Annotated in this window: 1 protein-coding gene; it reads right to left on the bottom strand. The window is 54.3% G+C overall.

What is annotated here, in order from left to right:
• Window positions 1-695, bottom strand: a 695-nt coding sequence (locus ACFVV5_RS19235) for a hypothetical protein (protein WP_387247326.1), incomplete at its 3' end; no start/stop codon positions are given.
• Between the last annotated feature and the right edge of the window lie 320 nt (window positions 696-1,015).

Below are 1,015 nucleotides of genomic sequence, written 5' to 3'. Positions count from 1 at the left end.
TGATAGCTTGTGCCGACAACCCGGGATTCGCATATTCCGGCTGGCGGGATCTCTGGCAGGCTACTACCTGAGATGAGCTCCTCTCGGAGTGTGACGCTCCCATCATCCTCAACCTGTACGAATGGCTTGAGATGCTCGGCATTCCAGGTCTCTCTATGAGCCACTGCCACTCGATCTCCGATCGCAGGTTCGGTAACGATTACCTCAAAGGCCTCGAATTCGCTATTCGGCGCCCCATCGATGGTGTGTCCCAACCAGGGGGCAGTAGCACTCCAGCTTGATCTGGATATATTGTGCTTAATGCTTCGCGTGATGCATCTAGCCTTCAGGATCTCCCCCACGTCATGCCAAGAGAGTTCTATTTCGAGCTCCACGGTTGAGCTCATGCGGTCGATGGACCCGATTGAGTCGCGCAGCTTTTCCACGTACTCCTGCGGGGCGTTGGTACCCCACAGCGTCTTCATTACCAGTCCCGCCACATCCTTCACCAGGGCAGTTTTAAGTACGCCATCCACGCAATATCCGAGGAGGCCGGCTATGAATAGCGCCTCCCCTAGAGATGCCAGAAGGTCCCCATGCCATTGATCTTTTGAATGAAAAACGAAATGCACGAGTGCGATTAGAAGTGCGCCGAGAATTAGCGCTCCCGGCAGCAAGAAGCCAAGCCAAATTGACCTATTCTTCTTGGTGGTCATAATTTCAGCTCCAGATACATGTCTGCATTTATCCCTGATTCAATGCTCCACTCAAACGAACTCTCTCGCAACTGATGACTGTCGCCTCGGTGACGCAGGTTCCGGAAAGGTGACCACTCAATTACTTGGGTGAATGTTCACTCTTTCGAATTGAAGTAGCGCTGGCAAACAAATAAAACTTAAGTAGGGTCGGTGTCCTGCCAAGCGTGCTGGTTTGGTCGGCTCTGGACCTGTCCGCAAAGTGGTTGGGTGGCACCCTGGTCTTACTCGACCCAGGTCCTGGCCTCGCGCTCCGGCCGGACGCCGCCCCGCTGTCATCC

The organism is Leifsonia sp. NPDC058248, from assembly GCF_042881905.1.
Taxonomy (GTDB): Bacteria; Actinomycetota; Actinomycetes; order Actinomycetales; family Microbacteriaceae; genus Leifsonia.
Note: the sequence above shows the minus strand (reverse complement) of the source record. Positions and strands in the feature narration are given on the sequence as shown.